The following is a 21586-nucleotide window of genomic DNA, read 5'->3' on the forward strand; positions in this document are numbered from 1 at the left end:
CGATGCATGATGTTCGCCGATATTCGTCCACAGGGCGCGGCGGGCACGGCCGCGCGTGCGTGACAATGGGGGAATGTCCACGCTCACCACGCCCGCCCCCGACACCACCGCCGCACCCCTGCGGATCGGACCGCACACCGTCGCGCCGCCCGTCGTGCTGGCCCCGATGGCCGGCATCACCAACGCGCCGTTCCGCACCCTGTGCAGGGAGTTCAGCGGGGGCAAGGGCCTGTTCGTGAGCGAGATGATCACCACGCGGGCGCTGGTCGAGCGCAACGAGAAGACCATGCAGTTGATCCACTTCGACGCGACGGAGACCCCGCGCTCGATCCAGCTGTACGGCGTCGACCCGGTGACCGTCGGCAAGGCCGTCCGCATGATCGCGGAGGAGGACCTGGCCGACCACATCGACCTGAACTTCGGCTGCCCGGTCCCGAAGGTGACCCGCAAGGGCGGCGGCTCGGCGCTGCCGTACAAGCGGAACCTGCTGCGGGCCATCGTCCGCGAGGCCGTCACCGGCGCCGGCGACCTGCCCGTCACCATGAAGATGCGCAAGGGCCTCGACGACGACCACCTCACCTACCTCGACGCCGGCCGCATCGCCGTCGAGGAGGGCGTCACCGCCATCGCCCTGCACGGCCGCACCACCGCCCAGCACTACGGCGGCACCGCCGACTGGGACGCCATCGCCCGCCTCAAGGAGCACGTCCCGGAGATCCCCGTCCTCGGCAACGGCGACATCTGGTCCGCCGAGGACGCGCTGCGCATGGTCCGCGAGACCGGCTGCGACGGCGTCGTGGTCGGCCGCGGGTGCCTGGGGCGGCCCTGGCTCTTCGCCGACCTGGTCGCCGCCTTCGAGGGCCGCACCGACTCCTTCGTCCGGCCCACGCTGCGCGAGGTCGCCGACGTGATGGTGCGGCACGCCACCCTCCTCGGCGAGTGGATCGGGGACGAGGCGCGGGGCGTCATCGACTTCCGCAAGCACGTCGCCTGGTACCTCAAGGGCTTCGCCGTCGGCTCCGAGATGCGCAAGCGGCTCGCGGTCACCTCCTCCCTGGAGGCCCTGCGCGCCGGTCTCGACGAACTCGACCTCGACCAGCCCTGGCCCACCGGCGCCGACGGCCCCCGCGGCCGCACCTCCGGCAACAACCGGGTGGTCCTGCCCGACGGCTGGCTCAAGGACCCGTACGACTGCGCGGGCGTCGGCGAGGACGCCGAGCTGGACACCTCCGGCGGCTGATCAGCCCCCCGCGCCGGTGGGGTGCGGCGTCGAGCCGTACGCCGTCAGGAAGCGGTCCCGGAAGGAACTCATCCTCCACACCGGGGCGTCCTTCGCCGGTTCGAGCCCCTCCGTCCAGTTCCAGTCGTCGATCGCGTCGAGCACCTTCGGATCCTTGGCGACGATCGACACCGGGACGTCCCGGCTGGCCTCGTTCCCGCTCACGCGGGCGAGCGGCTGGTGGTCGCCGAGGAAGACCAGGACGGTGTCGTCGGTGCCGTAGCGCTCCAGCCACTGGGTGAGGCTGGTGACCGAGTACTGGACCGACTTGCCGTACTCCTCCTTCGAGCGGGCGGAGTCGGTGATGACGTCGGACGCCTTCACGCCCGACGCCTCGATGCCGTCGTACACCGAACCGTCGCCGACCTCGTCCCAGCCGACCATCCGGGGGATCGGCGCCCAGGGCTGGTGGCTGGAGGTGAGGATGACCTCCGCCATCAGCGGCTTGTCGCGCTCGCGGCCGTGCTCCAGGCGCTGGAAGGCCTCCAGTGCGTACTGGTCGGGCATCGTCGACCAGCTGAACTTCGGTCCCCGGTAGCCCATGTCGAACGCGTCGTAGACCTTGTCCAGGCCGTACCAGTCCGCCTCGGGCCAGGCCTTCTGCACCCCGGGCATGATCCCGACCGTGTCCCAGTCGCCGGTCTTCTCGAACGCCTTGGTGAGGGTGAGGTGGTCGCCCGCGGTGACGGTCCGGTAGCGCTGCTGGTTGTCCACCCACAGACCGGACAGGAAGGTGGAGTGACCGAGCCAGCTGCTGCCCCCGTACGTCGCCGAGGTGAGCCAGCCGCTGCGGGCGTGGAAGCCCGCCTTCGCCAGTGCCTCGGTGCTCGCGTCCAGCGTCCGGCCGACACCCGGTGCCATCACCGGATCCTCGATGGCGCTGCGGCCGTAGCTCTCGATGAACGTGAAGATCATGTCCTTGCCGCGCAGGTCGGGCACCAGTTGCGCGCCGGGCGTGGCGCCGAAGCGGTCCGCCTTCGCCTCCTTCGCGAAGGCCGCCTCGTCCCGCAGCGTGTCCACCACCCGGTGCGCCTGTGCCTCGGCGGCCTTCGAGGCGCTCGTGGTGGCGACCGGCACGCCGAAGGTCTGCACGCCCAGCGCCGCGCAGGTCATCCACACGGTGGCCGCCATCAGCGCGCCCCGCGCCGCCCGCTCCCGGTGCGCGGCCAGCAGTTCGCCGAGCCGGACCGCCGCCAGCGCCATGAGCACCAGCAGCAGCACGGCCAGCGCGGCGGCGCCCACCGCCGCCCAGGTCGCCGCCGCCCCGCCCATCGAGTCCGCCACGAACGACTGCGCGTCGTCCAGCAGACCCCAGTCCAGGACGAGGTTGAAGCTGCGGCCCAGGTACTCGGTGAAGCCCATGTCGAGCAGGTTCAGCACGGTCAGCGCCCCGAGCGCGGTCCCGAACAGCGCCGCCGCCACCAGCCGCGGCACCCGGGGCAGGCAGAGCAGCAGCACCGCCGCCACGACCGCCTCCCCCGGGATCCGCGCGAAGCGGTTGGGCTCCAGGGCGACGAAGGTGTTCGGCAGCAGGAGCGCCCCGAGCACCAGAATGGCCGAAAGGGACGTCGTGACCCGGCCGGCGACGAGGGCCGCGCGCGGGTGCCGGGTGCCCCACGCACGCCAGTGGGCGAGGCGGGTCCGCAGGGCCGTGAGGGCCTCCAACGGGGCGGATCCGGGGGTGCCGGCGTCGTCGGGAGCGTGGTCGGGGGGCCGCGACGGCCGGCGGAAAGGCGTGATGACGGGCACCCGGGGGTCCTTCCGTACGAAACCCGGTGGACGGTCGTGGACGGCGGGACCCGGCGAGGGGGCCGGGGCCCGCCACCCTCTCGTACGTCCGGTGGAGGCGGTCCGTTCACGGGTCCGCATGGTGAAATCCGGCTGCCTGTGGGAGCGTGATTCTCGCCACCTCTGATAAGGGAGGCGCTCAGATGAGCGGATCATGAGCGACTCCACTTCTCCAAGGTGTGGCACTAAGTGCCACACCTTGATCGTTCATCGATCGAACTCAAACGTAGAGAATCGCGCTCAGGTGAGCGCTCGGTCCAGCGTTCGGGAACCCATTCGTTCAAGAAGTGAAAACACAAGCGGCCGGTCGCTTGCCAAGCTTTGACTTTCGATCCGGTGGCGGACGAGTGGTTACGGGCGCATGACGCGCAAGTGGACGTACCCAGAGGCCTTTGATCTGGGTACATTCCTCGCCGTCAGGGCAGCCACCGCGTCCTCGAGGAGTCGAGACCCGTGTCGGAAAACAAAGATCCCCAGGTAGCGAACGCAGCGAAGTTCGTTTACGACTTCACCGAGGGCAACAAGGACCTCAAGGACCTCCTCGGCGGCAAGGGCGCCAACCTCGCCGAGATGACCAACCTGGGTCTCCCGGTCCCTCCCGGCTTCACCATCACCACCGAGGCCTGCAAGACCTACCTCGACAGCGGTGAGGAGCCCGCGGCCCTGCGCGACGAGGTGAGTGCGCACCTCGACGCCCTCGAGGCGAAGATGGGCAAGAAGCTCGGGCAGGCCGACGACCCGCTGCTCGTGTCGGTGCGCTCCGGGGCCAAGTTCTCCATGCCCGGCATGATGGACACCGTCCTCAACATCGGCCTGTCCGACAAGTCCGTGCAGGGACTGGCCAAGCAGGCCGGCGACGACCGCTTCGCGTGGGACTCCTACCGCCGCCTGATCCAGATGTTCGGCAAGACCGTCCTCGGCGTCGACGGCGACCTCTTCGAGGAGGCGCTGGAGGCGGCGAAGACGGCCAAGAAGGTCGCGGTCGACACCGAGCTGGAGGCCGCCGACCTCAAGAAGCTCGTCACCAAGTTCAAGAAGATCGTCAAGACCGAGGCCGGCCGGGACTTCCCGCAGGACCCGCGCGAGCAGATGGACCTCGCCATCAAGGCGGTCTTCGAGTCCTGGAACGGCGAGCGCGCCAAGCTCTACCGCCGCCAGGAGCGCATCCCGCACGACCTCGGCACCGCCGTCAACGTCTGCTCCATGGTCTTCGGCAACCTCGGCCCCGACTCCGGCACGGGTGTCGCGTTCACGAGGGACCCCGCGAGCGGCCACCAGGGCGTCTACGGCGACTACCTCCAGAACGCCCAGGGCGAGGACGTCGTCGCCGGCATCCGCAACACCGTCGCGCTGGCGGAGCTGGAGCAGATCGACAAGAAGTCGTACGACCAGCTGATGCAGATCATGGAGACGCTGGAGAACCACTACCTGGACCTCTGCGACATCGAGTTCACCATCGAGCGCGGCCAGCTGTGGATGCTCCAGACCCGCGTCGGCAAGCGCACCGCGGGCGCCGCCTTCCGCATCGCCACCCAGCTCGTCGACCAGGGCCTGATCGACGAGGCCGAGGCCCTCCAGCGGGTCAACGGCGCCCAGCTCGCCCAGCTGATGTTCCCCCGCTTCGACGACGAGGCGAAGGTCGAGAAGGTCGGCCGGGGCATCGCCGCCTCGCCGGGCGCGGCGGTCGGCAAGGCCGTCTTCGACTCGTACACCGCCGTCAAGTGGTCCCGGTCCGGCGAGAAGGTCATCCTGGTCCGCCGCGAGACCAACCCCGACGACCTGGACGGCATGATCGCCGCCGAGGGCATCCTGACCTCGCGCGGCGGCAAGACCTCCCACGCGGCGGTGGTCGCGCGTGGCATGGGCAAGACCTGTGTCTGCGGCGCTGAGGAGCTGGAGGTCGACACCAAGCGCCGCCGGATGACCGTGCCGGGCGGGCACGTCGTCGAGGAGGGCGACGTGATCTCCATCGACGGCTCCTCCGGCAAGGTCTACCTCGGTGAGGTGCCGGTCGTGCCCTCCCCGGTCGTCGAGTACTTCGAGGGCCGCATGCACGCGGGCGCCGAGGACGCCGACGAGCTGGTCGAGGCCGTGCACCGGATCATGGCCTTCGCCGACCGCAAGCGCCGGCTGCGGGTGCGGGCCAACGCCGACAACGCCGAGGACGCGCTGCGCGCCCGCCGGTTCGGCGCCCAGGGCATCGGCCTGTGCCGCACCGAGCACATGTTCCTCGGCGACCGGCGCGAGCTGGTGGAGCGGCTGATCCTCGCCGACACCGAGGCGGTGCGCGAGGAGTCCCTCAAGGAGCTGCTGCCGCTCCAGAAGCAGGACTTCGTCCAGCTCTTCGAGTCGATGGACGGCCTCCCGGTCACCGTCCGCCTCCTGGACCCGCCGCTGCACGAGTTCCTGCCCGACATCACCGAGCTGTCGGTGCGCGTGGCGCTCGCCGAGTCCCGGCAGGAGCCGCACGAGAACGAGCTGCGCCTGCTCCAGGCCGTGCACCGGCTGCACGAGCAGAACCCGATGCTGGGCCTGCGCGGCGTCCGCCTCGGCCTGGTCATCCCCGGCCTGTTCACCATGCAGGTCCGCGCCATCGCCGAGGCCGCGGCCGAGCGCAAGGCGGCCAAGGGCGACCCGCGCGCCGAGATCATGATCCCGCTGGTCGGCACCGTCCAGGAGCTGGAGATCGTCCGCGAGGAGGCCGACCAGGTCATCGCCGAGGTCGAGGCCGCCACCGGCGCCAAGCTCAAGCTGTCGATCGGCACGATGATCGAGCTGCCGCGCGCCGCGCTGACCGCCGGTCAGATCGCCGAGGCCGCGGAGTTCTTCTCCTTCGGCACCAACGACCTGACCCAGACCGTGTGGGGCTTCAGCCGCGACGACGTCGAGGCCAGCTTCTTCACGGCCTACCTGGAGAAGGGCATCTTCGGCGTCTCCCCGTTCGAGACCATCGACAAGGACGGCGTCGGCTCCCTGGTCGCCGCCGCCGCGAAGGCCGGCCGCGCCACGCGTCCCGACCTGAAGCTCGGCGTCTGCGGCGAGCACGGCGGCGACCCGGAGTCGGTCCACTTCTTCCACGAGGTGGGTCTGGACTACGTCTCCTGCTCCCCGTTCCGGATCCCGGTGGCCCGCCTGGAGGCCGGCCGGGCGGCGTCGCGGTCGAAGGGCAGCGACCACCGGTAGGCCCTCGCGGGCCCCTGAGCCCCGGAGCCGTCGTCTGTCACCCGACCACCCTCACCGATCGGCGGCGGCTCCGGACCACGAGAAAAGGCGGCACCCGTGCGGGGGTGCCGCCTTTCGCGTGCGCCCCGGCGGTCTCCACGGTCTCCTGCGGCACATTCACATCCGGCCGCCTTTGTGACACGTTCAACGGTGTGAATTCCTGTCGGCTGAGCAGCAGCAAGCTGTCAGCAGAGTTGGAGGCCCCTGGCAGCGGACAGCGGCCGACACCCGGAACGGTGGTTGGATGACGCAGACGGAGCACAGGGAACCGGCCGGACCGACCGACCGCGACGGAATCGCCGACCGAACCGCCGACGCGGTGCCCGGCCCCCGGGCCGGCGTGCGGGAGCGGGTGCCCGAGGCCGGGCCCCCCGTCCGCAGGAACCGGCTCGCGGCCCTGGACGGACTGCGCTTCCTGGCGGCCCTCTCCGTGGTCTTCTTCCACTTCGTCGGCCAGGTGCCCTCCACGATGGAGACCATCTGGGGCCGCCCCGTCGACACCGTCTTCCCCGAGGCCCACGGCTACTTCGCCTACGGCCGGCTCGGCGTCGAACTCTTCTTCCTGATCAGCGGGTTCGTCATCTGCATGAGCGCGTGGGGCCGCACCCCGCGCGACTTCTTCATCTCCCGCGTCACCCGGCTGTACCCGATGTACTGGGCGGCCATCCTGATCAGCGGGTGTGTGATCTTCTTCGCCGACAACCCGTTCGGACACCCGTCGCCGCGCGTGCTGTTCGCCAACCTGACGATGCTCCAGACCCCGCTCGGCGTGGAGCACCTCGACTCCGTCTACTGGACGCTCTGGCCCGAGCTGTGCTTCTACCTGACCTTCGCGGTCGTGGTCTGGAAGGGGCTGACCTACCAGCGCGTGGTGATCTACTGCGGGCTGTGGACCGTCGCCGCCGTCCTCGCGCCCAGCGCCGACATCCACCTGCTGACGCTGCTGGTGAACCCGCCGTCCGCCCCGTACTTCATCGCGGGCATGGCCTTCCACCTCATGTACCGCTACCGGCCGACGCCGCTGCTGTGGGGCATCGTCGCCATGTCGTGGCTGGTGGCCCTGCACTACCTGCTGACGCCCGACGGGGGCCGCCTCAACTGGGACTCCTGGCAGCCGGGCCGCGCCTGGCTGGTCCTGGTCGTCACCGTCTTCTTCCTGCTGATCGCCGCCGTCGCCCTCGGCTGGACCCGCCGCATCCGCTGGCGCGGACTGACCGTCGCGGGCACCCTGACCTTCCCGCTGTACCTGCTGCACGACGCCATCGGCGTCAACGTCCTGCACCGCTTCGGCGACCGCGCCGACCCCTGGGTCGTGGTCTGCGTCACCGTCGCCGCGCTGGTCGCGCTGTCGTACGTCGTGCAGCGGTTCGTCGAGCGCCCGGTGGCGCGGGCCGCACGGCGCTGGCTGAGCAGCGCCGCCTTCAGCCTCAAGACGCCCGAGCCCCGCCGCAGTACGCCCGGGTCCCGCCGCTGAACGGACGGGGCCCGGGGACCGGGACACGGGCCGGAGGGTGGGTCAGGCCGCGCCGCCGTCGCCGCGACGCCGGCGCACGGCCAGCATCAGCCCGCCGCCGACGAGCACGACCGCCGCGCCGCCCGCCGCGATGTACGGCGTGCTGTCGTCGCCGCCGGTCTCGGCCAGGTCGGTGCCCTGCTGCCCGGCGGCCTCGTCCCCGCCGCTCGCCTTGCTCCCGGAGTCCTCGCCGCTCCCGGCGCCTGCCGCGTCGTCGGTGTCCTCGGCGCCGGAGCCCTTGTCGCTCGCGGGCACGAAGTCGGCCGGCGGCTTGTCGCAGCCGACGCCGTCCTTGTCGCGGTCCAGGTGCTCGCCGTAGTGCTCGTCACCCTTCTGGATGTTGGAGTACCCGGCGTCGTACGCCTCGGTGCAGTTCTTGAACGGGTGGGTGCCGTCGTGCGCCTGGGCGGCGGCGGCCGGCAGGGCGGCCAGGGCCAGCGCGGCGACGGTCACGGCGGCGGGCTTGCGGAGCAGCTTCATCGAGAGTCCCGGAAGTGGTGTCGTTGGTACGGATGAGCGGATATGAAGTGACGAAGCTATTGAGACGGGCGAGATGTGGTGGAGATATGGAGGACTCGTGATGAGAACGTGACGTGACCGGACGGTAGCTCTCCGCTCAGGGCGGTCGGGCGCGTACGGTGAGACGGGTCCGGACCAGCGAAGGAGCCGCGGATGACCGGCTGGAACACGGGTGACATCCCCGACCTGGACGGGCGCGTCGCCGTCGTCACCGGCGCCAACGGCGGCCTCGGCCACGTGATCGCCCGGGAGCTGGCGCGCAAGGGCGCGACCGTCGTGCTCGCCTGCCGCAGCGAGGCGCGCGGGAGCGCGGCCGTGGACCGCCTCCTCGCCGAGGTGCCCGCCGCCGCCGTGGAACCGGCGCGACTGGACCTCGGCGACCTGGGCTCCGTCCGCGAGTTCGCCTACGCGCTGCCGTACGAGCGGGTCGACCTGCTCGTCAACAACGCCGGGGTGATGGCGCTGCCCCACGGGACGACGGCGGACGGCTTCGAGACGCAGTTCGGCGTCAACCACCTGGGTCACTTCGCCCTCACCGGGCTGCTGCTGCCCTCCCTGCTCGCCGCGCCCGGCGCCCGGATCGTGACCGTCTCCAGCTTCCTGCACGTCCTGGCCAACGTGGATCCACGCGACCTCAACAGCGTCCGGCGGTACGGGCGCTGGACCGCCTACGCCCGCTCCAAGTCCGCCAACCTGCTCTTCACCCACGAGCTGGCGCGCCGGCTCGCCGCACGCGAGGGCGCCTCGGACGTACGCGCGGTCGCCGCCCACCCCGGGTACGCCGAGACCGGGCTCCAGACCGCCGGGCCCCGCGCCGAGGGGCGCCGGCTCGCCGAGCGGCTGGCGCGGCTCGGGAACCGGGTCGTCGCCCAGTCCCCGGAGGTCGGCGCGCTGCCCGTCCTGTACGCGGCGACCGCACCCGGCGTCCCCTCCGACTCCTTCACCGGCCCGTCCTTCGCGATGTGGCGCGGGTCGCCCGCACCGTCCTGGCGGGCGTCCTGGACCACCGACGACACGATGGGGGAGCGGCTGTGGGCCGCCTCGGAGCGGCTGACGGGCGTCGTCTACGAGCCGCTGCTGCCCTGAGGGCGTCCGGGGCTCCGCTCTGCGCGGAGGGTCAGGCCGTCTGCCCGCCGTCCACGATCAGGTCCGTGCCCACCACCGACGCCGCGTCGTCCGACGCCAGGTACAGCACGGCCGCCGCGACCTCCGCGACCGCCGACACCCGGCCGAGCGGCGTCTCCTCGCGCATCCGCCCGGCCCGGCCCGCCTCCGTCTCGCCAGGACGCAGCGACATCGAGGTCGCCGTGGCGCCGGGGCTCACGGCGTTGATGCGGACGCCGTCCCCGATGTGGTCCAGGGCGGCGCCCCGGGTGAGGGCCGACACGGCCGCCTTGGTCGCCGCGTAGGCCGTGGCGCCCGGGCTGCGCTTGTGCGCCCCGAAGGTGGAGGCGATGTTCACGATCGCGCCGCCGCCCGGCTGGGCGCGCATCTGCCGGACCTCCGCGCGCAGCGCGAGGAACACGCCGGTGACGTTGATGTCGAGCTGCGTGTGCCAGTCCTCCTCGGACAGGTCGGCGACGGGCACCCCGCCGCGGAAGACGCCCGCGTTGTTCACGGCCACGTCGAGGGAGCCGGTGGGGGTCCCCCCGCTCGAGCGAAGTCGAGAGTGGGGGAGGTCCACCGCGGCGGCCACCAGGGCGTCCACGTCGGCGGGCCGGGTGACGTCCGCGGTGACGGCCAGTGCCTTGCCGCCGGCCTCCTCGATCAGGGCCGCCGTCTCGTCGAGCGGGCCCCGTCCACGCCCGGCGACGACGACGTGCGCGCCCTCGGCGGCGAGGGCGAGGGCGACGGCCCGTCCGATGCCGGAGCCCGCGCCGGTGACGAGGGCGGTCCTGCCGGTGAAGCGCTGGGTGGTCATGAATCTCCCCATTTCTTGACCGATTTTCTTGACCGATCGGTTCAGTATGTGGCCGTGGAAACACCCCTCCGGAGAGGGGTGCGTCCGTGTCCTCAGTCGAGCAGTGCGAGCGCGGCCTCCGCCGCGTCCCGCATCCTGGCCGGGTCCGGCGAGGCCTTCCCGACCACCCGCATGCCCTGGAGCAGGACCAGCAGCATCCTGGCCAGCGCCAGCGGATCGCGCCCGGCCGGCAGCTCGCCCTCGGCGCGGGCCCGGGCCAGCGAGGTGTGCAGCACGGTCTCCAGCTGGTCCCAGTTGCGCTCGACCCGCCGGGCGGCGACCGTGTCGTGCGGGGCCAGTTCGGCGGCGGTGTTGGTGACGAAACAGCCGTGCAGGCGCGAGTCGTCGGCGCTCGCCTCGGCGGCGTAGCGCCGCACCAGGGCCCGCACCCCCGGCAGGGCCGGGCCCGGCCGGGACAGGTCCGCCAGCAGGTCCGGGAGCAGCCCCTGCTCGTAGTGCGCCAGCGCCTTCAGGTACAGCTCCCGCTTGTTGCCGAAGGTCGCGTAGATGCTGGCGCGTCCGACGCCGAGGTGTTCGACGAGGTCGGCCATCGACGTCGCCTCGTAGCCGCGCCGCCAGAACAGCTCAAGGGCTGCCCGCAGCGCGGCGTCCGGATCGAACTCCTTGGTCCTGGCCATGATCCGCAGCCTAGGCCCATCTGAAACGATCGGTCAAGAAAGCTCGGCTCAGGCGGCCTTGACGGCCGTCACTTGGTACGTCCCCACCCGCATCGCCCCGTCGTCCAGGCACTCCCCGGTGGTGAGGTCGAAGCGCTGCTTGAGCAGCGGGGAGGCGACGAACGGGCGGCCACGGTGGGTGCCGGTCAGGCCGCGGGAGAGGACCGCCGCGCCGGTGAACGGGTCGCGGTTGTCGATGGCGTACAGCCCGCCGTCCCGGTCGCGGAACAGGGCCGCCTGACCGCCGTCCGGCAGCAGGGCCGCCACGCCGCGGCCGGGGAGCAGGGCGCCGAGGTCGCAGGCCGTGAACCAGTCGTCGGCGAGCCGCAGTCGGACCTTCAGGCCGGTCGTGTCGGGGGCGAGGGTCTCGGGGGCCAGGGTCATCGCCGGGTGCTTCCTTCCAGGAGGTCGTCTTCCGAGGGGCGCCGCAGGCCGATGTCCAGCAGCGGCAGGTCGGGCTTCATCTGGTCGCGTTCGGGCACGAAGCCCACGACCGGGTCGGGGGTGTCGGGGGCGTTCACGAAGGACACGAACCGGGCCAGTTTCTCCGGGTCGTTGATCGTCTCGGCCCACTCGTCGCGGTAGTGCGAGACGTGGGCCCGCATCAGGGACTCCAGCTCGTCGCAGATGCCGAGCGAGTCGTGCACCACCACGTCCCGCACGTGGTCCAGGCCGCCCGGGATGCGCTCCAGCCAGGTGGAGGTGCGCTCCAGCCTGTCGGCGGTGCGGATGTAGAACATCAGGAACCGGTCGATCAGACGGACCAGTTCGGCGTCGGAGAGGTCCTGCGCGAGCAGGTCCGCGTGGCGCGGGGTGGCGCCGCCGTTGCCGCCGACGTAGAGGTTCCAGCCGTTGGAGGTGGCGATCACCCCGAAGTCCTTCGACTGGGCCTCCGCGCACTCGCGGGCGCACCCGGAGACGGCCGACTTCAGCTTGTGCGGGGAGCGCAGGCCCCGGTAGCGCAGCTCCAGGTCGATCGCCATGCGCACCGAGTCCTGGACGCCGTAGCGGCACCAGGTCTGCCCCACGCAGGACTTCACCGTGCGCAGCGACTTCCCGTACGCGTGCCCCGACTCGAAGCCGGCGTCCACCAGCCGTGCCCAGATCAGCGGCAGCTGTTCGACGCGGGCGCCGAACATGTCGATGCGCTGGCCGCCGGTGATCTTCGTGTAGAGCCCGAAGTCCCGGGCGATCTCGCCGATGACGATGAGCTTCTCCGGCGCGATCTCACCGCCCGGGATGCGCGGGACGACGGAGTACGAGCCGTTGCGCTGGAGGTTGGCGAGGAAGTGGTCGTTGGTGTCCTGGAGCGCCGCCTGCTCGCCCTCCAGGACGTAGCCGCTCGCGCCGATGGCCGGGGCGAGGGAGGCGATGATCGAGCCGACCGCCGGCTTGCACACCTCGCAGCCCTCACCGCCCCGCGCGCCCTCGCGGCCGTGCCGGTCGAGCAGCTCGCGGAAGGAGGTGATCCGCAGGGCGCCGACGATCTCGTACAGCTCCTCGCGGGTCTGCGCGAAGCAGCCGCACAGCCCCTTGTCGACCTCGACGCCGCTCGCCTCCAGCTCGGCGGTGACCAGCTGGCCGAGCACCTTCACGCAGGAGCCGCAGCCGGTGCCGGCCCTGGTGCACTTCTTCACCTCGGGCACGGTCGTGCAGGAGTGCTCCGTCACCGCGCCCCGGATGGTGCCCTTGGTGACGTTGTGGCAGGAGCAGATCACCGCGTCGTCGGGCAGCGCGGACGGGCCGAGCTGGGCCGGGGCCCCGGCACCGGCGGGCAGGACCAGCGACTCGGGGGAGACGGGCGGGACCGAACCGGTGAAGGCGCGCAGGGTGCCGTAGGCCTCCGCGTCGCCGACCAGGATGCCGCCGAGCAGCGTGCCGTCGCGGCCGACGACCAGCTTCTTGTACAGGCCCGCGCGGGAGTCGGAGTAGACGACGTCCAGGCAGTCGGCGGTGGCACCGTGCGCGTCGCCGAAGGACGCCACGTCCACGCCGAGCAGCTTCAGCTTGGTGGACAGGTCGGCGCCGGTGAAGGACGCCTCGTCGTCGGCGATCGTCGCGGCGGCCGTCTCGGCCTGCTCGTACCCGGGCGCCACCAGACCGTAGACCCGGCCGTCGGCGGCCAGTGCGCACTCGCCGATCGCGAACACGTGCGGGTCGGTGACCGTGCGGCACTGCTCGTCGACGCTGATCCCGCCGCGCTCGCCGACCGCGAGGCCCGAGTCCCGGGCGAGCCGGTCGCGGGGGCGGACACCGGCGCTGAACACCACCAGGTCGGTGGCGAGTTCGGACCCGTCGGAGAGCTTCATGCCGGTGACGGCACCCGACGGGTCGACCACGATCTCCTGGGTGCCGACGCCCGTGTGCACGGAGAGCCCCATCTCCTCGACGGTGCGCAGCAGCGCCGCGCCGCCGCCCTCGTCGACCTGCACCGGCATCAGGCGCGGCGCGAACTCCACGATGTGCGAGGTGAGTCCGAGCCCCCTGAGCGCGCCGGCCGCCTCGAGGCCGAGCAGCCCGCCGCCGACCACGGCACCGGTCGTCGCGTTCTTCGCGTACGCCTCGATGGCGAGGAGGTCCTCGATCGTGCGGTAGACGAAGCAGCCCTCGGCGTCCTTGCCGGGCACCGGAGGGACGAACGGGTAGGAGCCGGTGGCCAGGACGAGGACGTCGTAGGCGACGACGAGCCCCGAGCGGGCGGTCACCTCGCGCGCCTCCCGGTCGACCGTCTCGGCCGGGTCGCCGACGCGCAGTTCGATGCCGTGCTCCTCGACGAAGGCCGGGTCCGTCATCGACAGGTCCTCGGGGGTCCGGCCCGAGAAGTACGAGGTGAGCTGGACGCGGTCGTAGGCGGGGCGCGGCTCCTCGCACAGGACGACCACGCGGTGGGTGCGGGTCAGGCCGCGCTCGGCGAGGGCCTCCAGGAAGCGCTGGCCGACCATGCCGTGGCCGACCAGCACGATCGTCGGGGTGATCCCCGGAGTGGCGGTCATCAGGAGCCTCCGTCTTGGGTGAGCAGGTGGAGCAGGGGGCCGCCGTCGGAGGGGAGCGGCTCTGCTCCCTCCCAGGCGCGCGCCAGCGCGCCGACGGTGCCGAGTTCGCCGACCAGGACCCCGCCGACCAGCCGGTCGTCACGGACGACGACCTTGCGGTAGGTGCCCCGGGTGGCGTCGGCGAGCTGCACGACGTCGTCGCCGGGGCGGGGGTCGGTCTCGCCGAACGCGGCGAGGTCGAAGGGGGCGACGGGGCCCTCGGGTCCGGTGGGGGGACCGTCGGGTCCCGTGAGGGTGAGCCGGGTCAGGGAGCGGGTGCCGGTGTAGGACCGGGAGGCGGCCCCGTCCGCCGCGAGCAGCTCGGCCAGCACACCCGCCTGTTCGAGGGCGGGCGCGGCCAGCCCGTACACGCGCCCCGCGTGCTGGGCGCAGTCGCCGATCGCGCGGATGTCCGGGTCGGAGGTGCGCAGCTCGTCGTCGACGAGGACGCCCTCGCCGACCTCGAGCCCCGCCTCCCGGGCGAGCCCGACCCGCGGCCGGACCCCGCAGGCGAGCACCACCAGGTCGGCGCCGAGGGCGTACCCGTCGCCCATCTCCACCGACCGCACCGCCCCGCCGACGCTGCGCACGTCCCGCACCCGGCACTCGGTGTGCACCTCGACGCCGAGGCCCTCCAGGTGCCGCCGCACGAGCGCGGAGGCCGCCGGGTCGAGCTGCCGTTCCATGAGCCGCTCGGACTGCTGGGCGAGGACGACCTGGGCGCCGCGCACGGCCAGCGCGCGGGCGGCGGACACCCCGAGGAGCCCGCCCCCGATCACGACGGCCCGTGCTCTGGGCCGTACCGCCTTCGACAGCCCCAGGCAGTCGTCCATCGTCCGGAACGCGTGCACGCCCTCGGGCAGCTCGTGGTCCGGGGTGAACAGGCCGCGCAGGGGCGGCAGCACCGCGTTGGAGCCGGTGGCCAGGACCAGCGTGTCGTACGCGATCACGGACCCGTCGGCGCAGCGCACGGTCCGCCCGGCCCGGTCGATGCCGGTGACCCGGCCGCGCAGCAGCCCGGCGGGCGCCGGCAGGGTGATCACCTCGGGGCCGTACCGCCCGGCCAGCACCTCGGCGAGCAGCACCCGGTTGTACGGGCGGTGTTCCTCGTCGCCGAGCGTCAGCGCGGGCGTGCCCAGCTCACCGAGCCGCCGGGCGAGCGTCACGCCCGCGAGTCCGGCGCCGATCACCACCACACGCGATTTCGAGGTCATGGCACCGAGCGTGCGGTGCGGGTGTTACCCGGTGGCATCCCTTCTGTTTCCCACGGGGAACGCTGCCCTCAGCGGGGGCCGCCGGTGCGTGTGAGGGCCCCGGCCGGGTGCGCGGGAACCTCAGAAGTCCCTCATCTCGATGGACGGCACATCCATCCCGTCCATAGGGTCGCGATCATGCCCGACATATCGCTGACCACGGTCGTCCTGCTCTGCCTCGCCGCACTCGCGGCCGGCTGGATCGACGCCGTGGTCGGCGGTGGCGGCCTCCTGCTGCTGCCCGCCCTGCTGCTCGGCCTGCCCTCCGGCACCCCGGCCGCGCACGCGCTCGGCACCAACAAGGCGGTCGCGATCGTCGGCACCACGGGCGCGGCGGTGACGTACGCCCGCAAGGCGCCGGTGGACGTGCGCACCGCCGTACGCATCGGCCTGGCGGCGCTGGCCGGGTCCTCGGCCGGCGCCTTCTTCGCCGCCGGGATGAGCACCGAGGTCCTGAAACCGGTGATCATGGTGGTGCTGCTCGCGGTCGCCGCCTTCGTGATCTTCCGCCCCGCCTTCGGCACCGCGCCCGCCACCGGCCCGGCCACCCGCCGCCAGATCCTCACGGCGATCGCCCTCGCGGGCGTGGGCATCGGCTTCTACGACGGCCTCGTCGGCCCCGGCACGGGAACCTTCCTGGTCCTGGCCCTCACCGCCCTGCTCCACCTGGACCTGGTGACCGCCTCCGCCACCGCCAAGATCGTCAACTGCTGCACCAACGCCGGCGCCCTCGCCACCTTCGCCTGGCAGGGCGCGGTTCTGTGGCAGCTGGCCGCCCTGATGGCCGTCTTCAACCTGGCCGGCGGCATGTTCGGCGCCCACACCGCCCTCAAGAGGGGCACCGGCTTCGTCCGCGTCGTCCTGCTGACGGTGGTGTTCGCACTGGTGGCGAACCTGGCGTGGGAGCAGTGGGTGGCGTAGCGGTGGCGCGGCCGTTGTCGTAGGCGGCGGATAGCCTGCGGCAATGAGTAACGCGATATGGGACGCCCTGTCGGCGACGCCCCTCCCGGAAGTGCGGCGCCGCGCGGCCGTCGTGGACGCGCTCACCGGGGTCGGACCGGTGACGGTGCCCGGCGCACACCGTCTGGCCTGGAACGACCGCGGTGGCCAGTCCGCGGTCTGGTACTTCGCCGACGACGGCCGCGTGCTGCTGCTGACCTTCGACCACGAGTCGGAGCTGAACCTGTACGCCGAGGAGGACTACGCCCTCCAGGAGTCCCTCTACGACGGCGTCCCCGAAGCCCTCGTCGCCCTGGTCCGCGACCGCCCCGAGAACTACGAGTCGCTGAACCTCACCGACTCCGCGACGGGCCGCACGATCCACTACGCGGGCGGTGTCTTCTGGTACGACGGCACGCGCTGGCACGTGTCCGACGGCCTGGCGGAGTACTGCCGACGCGAGGACGAGGACCTCTTCGGCGAGTCCGGCTTCGCCTACTGCCTGAACGCCTACGGCTTCGGCCGGGACTTCACCCCGGAGACCGTCGTGGCGACCCGGGACGCGGACGGCCGGTACAAGGACGCGCGGGAGAGGGAAGCGGACCTGCTCGCCGTCCGCGAGGTCTTCACCCGGCACGGCTAGCCCGCCCGGCGGGCCCGCGGGCCACCGCCTCGGCGGCACTCGCGGCGGCCGTCACGCCCTCGGCGCGTGGGGCGGGGCGCACCTGCCGGACGTGTCACCGGCTGTCGGTGAGGTGGGCGAAGACGACGACGTTGCCCTGGTATCCGGTACTGCGTGAGTAGGGGCCGCCGCAGGTGATGACGCGGAGTTCGGGGCGGTCGGCGGCGCCGTAGACCTTCTCGTCGGGGAAGGCGTCGGCGGCGTACACCTCCACCGCGTCCACGGTGAAGACCGCGACGCCTCCGTCGCGCCGGTCGACCTCGATCCCGGCGCCCTTCTCCAGGGCGCCGAGGCGGTAGAAGACGGCGGGGCCCTCGGCGTTGTCGACGTGTCCGGCGAGGATCGCGGTGCCCGTCTCGCCGGGGGTGGTGCCGGCCTCGTACCAGCCGGCGAGGTTCTTCTTCTCGGCGGGCGGCACGTCCAGGCTGCCCGCCGAGGTCAGGCCCAGGCCCGTCAGCGGGGCGTCCACGCCGATCGCCGGGATGCGGACGCGGTCGGGCGGGGACGGCGGCAGCGCGGGGGCCGCGGCGCCCCGGTCGGTACGGCTGGTGTGGGCCTGCGCGGCCGACGGCTGGGGCGGGGCGTCGGGGCGGGTACCGCCGAGCAGCAGCCACGCCCCCGAGCCGAGAGCGACCGCGGTGACCGCGGCTATCGCGGTGTCCTTGACCCTGCGCACGACGTCCCCTCTCCCTCGGATCCCTGGAGCCCCCGGCCCCCTCCGGGCCGCGAGGGGCGGTCGGACCCGGAGGGGGTGGGGAAGTGCGGTACCGGCGGACGGGCAGCGGAGGGTGCCCGTCAGATCCCGTCGCCTCTCGCCCGGCGATGCAGGAGCCAGGTACCGCCCGCGGCGGCGACGGCGAGAGCCGCCACGCCGGCCGCGGTCTGCACGGGATCGGGGCCAAGAGCGCCGCCGACCCCCGTCTTCACGCTTCCTCTCGGGTACACCCGCTCGGCGGCCGGGGTCAGCGTGACCACCAGGTCGCCCGTCACCCGCCGGTCGCCGTCCCCGCACGCCGCGACGATCTCGTACGTCCCCGGCTGCGCGCTCGGCGGCACCACGAAGCGGCCGGTCGTCGCGCCGTCGTCCGTGCCTGGCGCCAGCGGGAACGCGCCCGCGCCGACCGCGCCGGCGTCGCCCGCGGCCGAGCCGCCCTTCCCGCACGCCGTCGTCGTCACCACGGCCCGCTCGCCCGGTACGACCGAGGACGGATACACCGTCAGGCCGCCGGTGGCGGCGTCCTCCCCGGCGTACACCGGGGCCGCGGTGGTCAGACCGACGGCCGCGGCGGCGAGCGCGGTACCGGTCAGCAGGCGGGCGGTACGTCGCATCGGTGCTCCCTTGAGCTGTTCGGTGGCCCCTGCCCTACCGAGGAAAGTGGCACCGGGCCCGGCCCGCCCCCCGAGCGGTGTGAACGGGTGACCGGTGCCTCCGAACGGGCCCCCGCCCCCGGCCGACTTGACCTCAAGCAAACTTGAGGTACCAGGCTCTCCGGCATGAACACAACGACCGCACCGCTCCGTGTGACCCTGCTCGTCGGCAGCAACCGCCACGGCCGCTTCGGCCCCGTCGTCGCCGACTGGCTCCTGGACCACCTCCGCACCCACGACGACCTGCTCCCGGCCGTGGTGGACGTCGCCGAGGCCGACCTGCCCACCACCTTCGCCCCGACCCCGGAGGCGACCGCCGCACTGGCGGAGATCACCCCGAAGCTGGCGGACGCCGACGCGTTCGTCGTGCTCACTCCCGAGTACAACCACTCGTTCCCGGCGGGCCTGAAGAACGTCATCGACTGGCACTTCACCGAGTGGCGAGCCAAGCCCGTCGGGCTGGTCTCCTACGGCGGACTGGCCGGCGGCCTGCGCGCCGCGGAGCACCTGCGCCAGGTCTTCGCCGAACTGCACGCCGTCACCGTCCGCGACACCGTCTCCTTCCACAACGCGGGCGCGTCCTTCGACGACGGGGGCAGGCTCAGGGACCCGTCCGGTCCGGACGCCGCGGCCAAGACGATGCTCGACCAGTTGGTGTGGTGGGGGCGGGCCCTGCGGGAGGCGAAGGAGAAGCGGCCCTACGACGGCGCCTGAGACGACGGCGCCTGAGACGACGGCGCGTGAGACGACGGCGCGTGAGGTGCCGCGGCGGGTGCCATAGGAAGTTCCTATGGCGCCCGCTGCAATTTCGTCTTTGCTCCCGGTCATTTCCCGGATCTACCGTGACTGCGTCATCACGGGATTCCGGAAAGGCCAGTGGAATGAGCACGAATGAAAACGCGTCGGGTCGTCGGGAACTCGCCGGAAAGCGGGCTCTCGTCACGGGCGGCACCCGGGGAATCGGGGCGGAGATCGTCCGCCGGCTCCTCGACGCGGGCGCCGAAGTGGTCACCACCGCCAGGTCGGCGACGGGCACGGCGCCGGAAGGCGCCGCCTTCGTACCGGCCGACGTGCGGACGACCGCCGGCGCGGAGGCGCTGGCCACGGCCGCGCAGGAGCTGCTCGGCGGGGTGGACGTCCTGGTCCACAACGCGGGCGGGGCGCGGCCCCACAAGGACGGCCTGGCCATTCCCGACGAGGAGTGGCGGGACGCGCTGGACCTGAACCTCCTCGCCTCGGTCCGCCTGGACTCGCTGCTGGCACCGGGCATGCGGGGCCGCCGCTCGGGGGCGATCGTGCACATCTCCTCGGCGGCCGTCGTCCCTCCGGTGCCCCCGTTCCTGCACTACCAGGCGGCGAAGGCGGCGCTGGAGACCTACAGCCGGGGACTGGCCTCGTCGCTGGCCCCCGCCGGCGTCCGGGTCAACACGGTGAGCCCCGGCCGCACCGCCACCCCCGGCGGTGAGGAGACCCGGGAGCACTGGGCGGGCCTGAACGCGGGGCCGGGCCCGACCGCCACCGCGCCCCTGGGACGCGACGGCCGGCCCGGGGACGTCGCCGAAGCGGTGCTGTTCCTCGTCTCCGGCCGGGCGGGCTGGGTGACCGGGACCAACCTCGTCGTGGACGGCGGGGAATTCCCCCGGGGGTGACTTCCGCCGAATTCCGAGAAGTGGGAAGTGAGAAGTGAGAAATGGGCGCGGGAAAGTGGAAAGAGGTGTCCCGGAAATGAGTGAGTACAGCGGCAAGAACGCCGTGATCACGGGCGGCGGCAGCGGTATGGGTTTCGCGATGGCGAAAAGGCTGGTGGACGGCGGAGCCCGGGTGGTGATCACCGGGCGTTCCCGGGACACGCTCGACGCAGCCCGCGAGCGGCTCGGCGAGAACGCGGTGGCGGTGCGCGGCGACGTGGCGTCGCTGACCGACCTGGACACCCTGGCCGACCGGGTGAAGGCGGAACTGGGCACGGTCGACGCCCTGTTCGTCAACGCCGGCGTCGCCGCCCTCACGCCCTTCGAGTCGACGACCGAGGAGGCGTACGACGAACTGTTCGCCATCAACGTCAAGGGCGCCTGGTTCACCGTGCAGAAGCTCGCCCCGCTGCTGAGCACGGGCGCCGGCGTCGTCCTCACCACCTCGGCCGCGAACGTCGTCGGCATGGCGGACACCAGCGTCTACGCGGCCGGGAAGGCGGCCCTGCGCTCCATGGCCCGGAGCTTCTCCCGCGAGCTGCTGCCCCGCGGCGTCCGGGTCAACGCGATCAGCCCCGGACCCGTCGACACGGGCGCCCTGGACGCGACGACGACCGCAGAGGAGGCCGCGCGGTTCAAGGCCGAGCGGGTCGCGGACAACCCCATGCGTCGCTTCGGCACCCCCGAGGAGATCGCCCGGGCCGCCGCCTTCCTCGCCTTCGACGCCACCTACACGACCGGCGCCGAACTGGTCGCGGACGGCGGCGCCACCCAGCTCTGACCGAACCTGTACCAGGTCTCCTGGCGCAGGAACTCGAGCAGCGCGGTCTCCGCCGGACCCGCGCCGGGCCGGACCGCGGCGACCACGGGCTGGGAGACGGCCGGGGACACCGGGCGCACCAGGTGCTCGTGACCGGGCGGCACCGCGGAGGCCGGGACGAACGTCACCCCGAGGCCGTGCACGGCCCAGCGCACGGCCGTCGCCGTCTGGGACACACGGGCGACCGTGGTCGGGGCGAGCCCGTTGTCCCGCAGCACCTCCACCAGTACGCCGTCGAGCGCGCTGCTCGTGTCGAACCGCACCCACGGCTCCCGCTCCAGCTCCCGCAGCCCGACGCGGTCCGCGGCGAGCGCCGGGTGCCCGGCGGGCAGCACGACGACGAACTCCTCGTCGCCGAGGTGGTGGCCGTCGTACAGGCCCTCCTCGCACGGACCGGCCATCAGGGCGAGGTCGATGACACCGCCGCGCGCCAGCCGCTCCAGCTCGGTCGGGTTCGGTTCCTCGAAGACGGTGATCTCCAGGCGCGGGAAGCGGCGGCGCAGTGCGCTCAGGGCGCCCGGCAGCTGCCGGGCGCCCAGGCCCATCTGCACCGCCACCACCAGCTCGCCCACCAGCTCGTCGGCGCTCGCCCGTGCCGTCGCCCGGGCCCGGCGCGCCGCGTTCACGGCGACCTCCGCCTCGCGCAGGAAGGCACGGCCGGCCACGGTGGGCACCAGGCCGGTCGGCGTGCGGGAGAACAGCTCCACGCCGAGGTCCCGCTCCAGACCGCGGATCTGCTGGGACACCGAGGGCTGGGCGACGCGCAGCACCTCCGCCGCCGCCGTCACCGAGCCCTCCTCGGCGACGGCCAGGGCGTACTCGAACTGCCTCAGGCTCATCGGCTCC

19 protein-coding genes are annotated in these 21586 nt (G+C 72.7%); 9 read left to right on the forward strand and 10 right to left on the reverse strand.

Annotated elements, in window-relative coordinates; genetic code table 11:
• Positions 1 to 73 precede the first annotated feature (73 nt).
• Positions 74 to 1240 carry a tRNA dihydrouridine synthase DusB gene (gene dusB / locus OHA99_RS25410; RefSeq protein ID WP_153179962.1) on the forward strand — a complete coding sequence of 389 codons (1167 nt, stop codon included), beginning with the start codon at positions 74 to 76 and terminating at the stop codon, positions 1238 to 1240.
• Here dusB and OHA99_RS25415 read toward each other — a convergent pair whose 3' ends face one another.
• Positions 1241 to 3028 carry a CDP-alcohol phosphatidyltransferase gene (locus OHA99_RS25415; RefSeq protein ID WP_153179963.1) on the reverse strand — a complete coding sequence of 596 codons (1788 nt, stop codon included), beginning with the start codon at positions 3026 to 3028 and terminating at the stop codon, positions 1241 to 1243.
• 492 nt (positions 3029 to 3520) lie between these two features.
• Here OHA99_RS25415 and ppdK point away from each other — a divergent pair, with 492 nt between their 5' ends.
• Both ppdK and OHA99_RS25425 read left to right on the forward strand, forming a co-directional pair.
• Positions 3521 to 6250: a pyruvate, phosphate dikinase gene (gene ppdK / locus OHA99_RS25420; protein ID WP_115741995.1), complete on the forward strand. Its 2730-nt coding sequence runs from the start codon at positions 3521 to 3523 to the stop codon at positions 6248 to 6250.
• A 283-nt stretch (positions 6251 to 6533) separates the two neighbouring features.
• On the forward strand, positions 6534 to 7763 hold the full coding sequence (locus tag OHA99_RS25425) for an acyltransferase family protein (RefSeq protein ID WP_405697998.1): 1230 nt from the start codon (positions 6534 to 6536) through the stop codon (positions 7761 to 7763).
• Between the two features lie 42 nt (positions 7764 to 7805).
• On the opposite strand, the gene OHA99_RS25430 is transcribed toward OHA99_RS25425, so the two are convergent.
• Positions 7806 to 8282 (reverse strand): excalibur calcium-binding domain-containing protein, encoded by a 477-nt coding sequence (locus OHA99_RS25430; protein ID WP_153179966.1) that lies wholly within the window; start codon positions 8280 to 8282, stop codon positions 7806 to 7808.
• 192 nt (positions 8283 to 8474) lie between these two features.
• Between OHA99_RS25430 and OHA99_RS25435 the strand changes: the two genes are divergently transcribed.
• On the forward strand, positions 8475 to 9407 hold the full coding sequence (locus OHA99_RS25435; RefSeq protein ID WP_405697999.1) for an oxidoreductase: 933 nt from the start codon (positions 8475 to 8477) through the stop codon (positions 9405 to 9407).
• Between the two features lie 31 nt (positions 9408 to 9438).
• On the opposite strand, the gene OHA99_RS25440 is transcribed toward OHA99_RS25435, so the two are convergent.
• From OHA99_RS25440 to OHA99_RS25460, 5 genes are all read right to left on the reverse strand, one after another.
• Positions 9439 to 10242, reverse strand: a complete 804-nt coding sequence (locus tag OHA99_RS25440; protein WP_153179968.1) for an SDR family NAD(P)-dependent oxidoreductase — start codon at positions 10240 to 10242, stop codon at positions 9439 to 9441.
• Between the two features lie 92 nt (positions 10243 to 10334).
• Positions 10335 to 10919, reverse strand: a complete 585-nt coding sequence (locus tag OHA99_RS25445; protein ID WP_007388436.1) for a TetR/AcrR family transcriptional regulator — start codon at positions 10917 to 10919, stop codon at positions 10335 to 10337.
• A 48-nt stretch (positions 10920 to 10967) separates the two neighbouring features.
• Positions 10968 to 11342, reverse strand: a complete 375-nt coding sequence (gene nirD / locus OHA99_RS25450) for a nitrite reductase small subunit NirD (protein ID WP_194280101.1) — start codon at positions 11340 to 11342, stop codon at positions 10968 to 10970.
• On the reverse strand, positions 11339 to 13951 hold the full coding sequence (nirB, locus tag OHA99_RS25455; RefSeq protein ID WP_405698002.1) for a nitrite reductase large subunit NirB: 2613 nt from the start codon (positions 13949 to 13951) through the stop codon (positions 11339 to 11341). The genes nirD and nirB overlap by 4 nt, the downstream gene beginning before the upstream one ends.
• Positions 13951 to 15204, reverse strand: a complete 1254-nt coding sequence (locus OHA99_RS25460; RefSeq protein WP_381610541.1) for an NAD(P)/FAD-dependent oxidoreductase — start codon at positions 15202 to 15204, stop codon at positions 13951 to 13953. The genes nirB and OHA99_RS25460 overlap by 1 nt, the downstream gene beginning before the upstream one ends.
• 177 nt (positions 15205 to 15381) lie before the next feature.
• Between OHA99_RS25460 and OHA99_RS25465 the strand changes: the two genes are divergently transcribed.
• On the forward strand, positions 15382 to 16164 hold the full coding sequence (locus OHA99_RS25465; protein ID WP_153179971.1) for a sulfite exporter TauE/SafE family protein: 783 nt from the start codon (positions 15382 to 15384) through the stop codon (positions 16162 to 16164).
• 43 nt (positions 16165 to 16207) lie between these two features.
• Complete coding sequence (locus tag OHA99_RS25470; protein WP_165686089.1) at positions 16208 to 16825, forward strand: hypothetical protein; 618 nt, start codon at positions 16208 to 16210, stop codon at positions 16823 to 16825.
• Positions 16826 to 16919: 94 nt separating this feature from the next.
• Here OHA99_RS25470 and OHA99_RS25475 read toward each other — a convergent pair whose 3' ends face one another.
• Positions 16920 to 17540 carry a class F sortase gene (locus tag OHA99_RS25475; protein ID WP_282880130.1) on the reverse strand — a complete coding sequence of 207 codons (621 nt, stop codon included), beginning with the start codon at positions 17538 to 17540 and terminating at the stop codon, positions 16920 to 16922.
• A gap of 119 nt (positions 17541 to 17659) precedes the next feature.
• Positions 17660 to 18193, reverse strand: a complete 534-nt coding sequence (locus tag OHA99_RS25480; protein WP_164384852.1) for a hypothetical protein — start codon at positions 18191 to 18193, stop codon at positions 17660 to 17662.
• 165 nt (positions 18194 to 18358) lie between these two features.
• Here OHA99_RS25480 and OHA99_RS25485 point away from each other — a divergent pair, with 165 nt between their 5' ends.
• The 3 genes from OHA99_RS25485 (at position 18359) to OHA99_RS25495 (ending at position 20701) form a co-directional block, all read left to right on the forward strand.
• Complete coding sequence (locus OHA99_RS25485) at positions 18359 to 18946, forward strand: NADPH-dependent FMN reductase (RefSeq protein WP_153179975.1); 588 nt, start codon at positions 18359 to 18361, stop codon at positions 18944 to 18946.
• Positions 18947 to 19113: 167 nt separating this feature from the next.
• Positions 19114 to 19881, forward strand: a complete 768-nt coding sequence (locus OHA99_RS25490) for an SDR family oxidoreductase (RefSeq protein WP_405698006.1) — start codon at positions 19114 to 19116, stop codon at positions 19879 to 19881.
• Positions 19882 to 19957: 76 nt separating this feature from the next.
• The gene (locus OHA99_RS25495; RefSeq protein WP_153179977.1) at positions 19958 to 20701 is read left to right on the forward strand and encodes an SDR family oxidoreductase; all 744 of its coding nucleotides are present in this window, start codon (positions 19958 to 19960) and stop codon (positions 20699 to 20701) included.
• On the opposite strand, the gene OHA99_RS25500 is transcribed toward OHA99_RS25495, so the two are convergent.
• On the reverse strand, positions 20650 to 21579 hold the full coding sequence (locus OHA99_RS25500) for a LysR family transcriptional regulator (protein ID WP_153179978.1): 930 nt from the start codon (positions 21577 to 21579) through the stop codon (positions 20650 to 20652). The genes OHA99_RS25495 and OHA99_RS25500 overlap by 52 nt on opposite strands.
• Between the last annotated feature and the right edge of the window lie 7 nt (positions 21580 to 21586).

This window comes from Streptomyces coelicoflavus, from assembly GCF_045041415.1.
Taxonomy (GTDB): domain Bacteria; phylum Actinomycetota; class Actinomycetes; order Streptomycetales; family Streptomycetaceae; genus Streptomyces; species Streptomyces coelicoflavus.